This is a genomic window from Bradyrhizobium uaiense, assembly GCF_010811875.1.
In the GTDB taxonomy this organism is placed as follows: domain Bacteria; phylum Pseudomonadota; class Alphaproteobacteria; order Rhizobiales; family Xanthobacteraceae; genus Bradyrhizobium; species Bradyrhizobium uaiense.
Genome location: NZ_VKHP01000705.1, coordinates 1 through 255, shown reverse-complemented (window position 1 = coordinate 255; position 255 = coordinate 1). Strand labels below are relative to the sequence as shown.

The window sequence follows — 255 nt, the reverse complement described above, 5'->3', positions numbered from 1 at the left end:
GGCATCACTGTTCGTAACGACACCGGCGTGCAGGAGGGCGGCGAGATCTCGATCTATTACGATCCGATGATGGCCAAGCTCGTCACCCACGCGCCGTCGCGCGCCGCGGCGATCGAGGCGCAGGCGAATGCGCTCGACGCTTTCTATGTCGACGGCATCAGGCACAACATTCCGTTCCTGTCGGCGTTGATGAACCATCCACGCTGGCGCGAGGGCCGGCTCTCGACCGGCTTCATCGCCGAGGAATTCCCCAAG

General features: G+C 63.5%; 1 pseudogene. It reads left to right on the top strand.

What is annotated here, in order from left to right:
• Nucleotides 1-255: pseudogene (locus FNJ47_RS47165) on the top strand (acetyl/propionyl-CoA carboxylase subunit alpha); the annotation flags it as partial.